Raw genomic sequence first — 814 nt, forward strand, 5'->3', positions numbered from 1 at the left:
ACTACGCGAAGCGCCTCGGCCTCCCCGTCCACAAGCTCATCGTCGCCTCCAACGAGAACGACGTGCTCACCGATTTCCTCACCACCGGCACCTACGACCGCATGCGCCCGTTCAACAAGACGATCAGCCCCTCCATGGACATCCTCGTCTCCTCTAACCTCGAGCGCATGCTCTACTACTTCTGCGACGGCGACTGCGGGCTCGTCGCCTCCCTCATGAACGACCTGGCGACCAAGGGCTCCTACACCGTCCCCGCAGAGGTCTTGGCCCGCGTCCAGGAGGTCTTCGCCTGCGGCCGGGCGGACGACGACGCCACGCGCGCGCAGATCCGCTCCACCTGGGAGGGGCTCGGCGTCCTCATCGACCCGCACACCGCTGTGGCAAAGAGCGTCCTCGACGGAGTCGAGCGCGACGGCAGCGCCCGCGTGTGCCTCTCGACGGCCTCGCCGTACAAGTTCAGCGCCGACGTGCTGGCCGCGCTCGGGGAGCCGACCGAAGGCATGAGCGGGTTCGAGTGCATGGACGCGCTCTCCGCGAAGACGGGCACCGTCGCGCCGGCCCAGCTTTCCGCCCTCCGCGACGCCAAGGTGCTCCACGACGCCGTGTGCGACCGCCAGAAGATGGGCGCCTTCGTCGAGTCCGCCTGCGCGAGGGTATTCCTGTGATCGCCGCCGACGGCAAAGAAGCCCCCGTCGTCATCGTCCGCGTGCCCGCCACCTCGGCGAACGTCGGCGTCGGCTTCGACTGCCTGGGGATCGCCCTCGACTTGACGGCCACCTTCCTCCTCACGCCCGCCGACGAGCTCGCGATCGAC

The 814-nt window shown here is 68.8% G+C and carries 1 pseudogene; it reads left to right on the forward strand.

Annotation, left to right across the window (positions count from 1 at the left end):
- A pseudogene (locus ACT84W_RS04910) lies at positions 1 to 665 on the forward strand (threonine synthase); the annotation flags it as partial.
- Positions 666 to 814 lie beyond the last annotated feature (149 nt).

This window comes from Paratractidigestivibacter sp. (assembly GCF_052362415.1).
GTDB lineage: Bacteria > Actinomycetota > Coriobacteriia > Coriobacteriales > Atopobiaceae > Paratractidigestivibacter.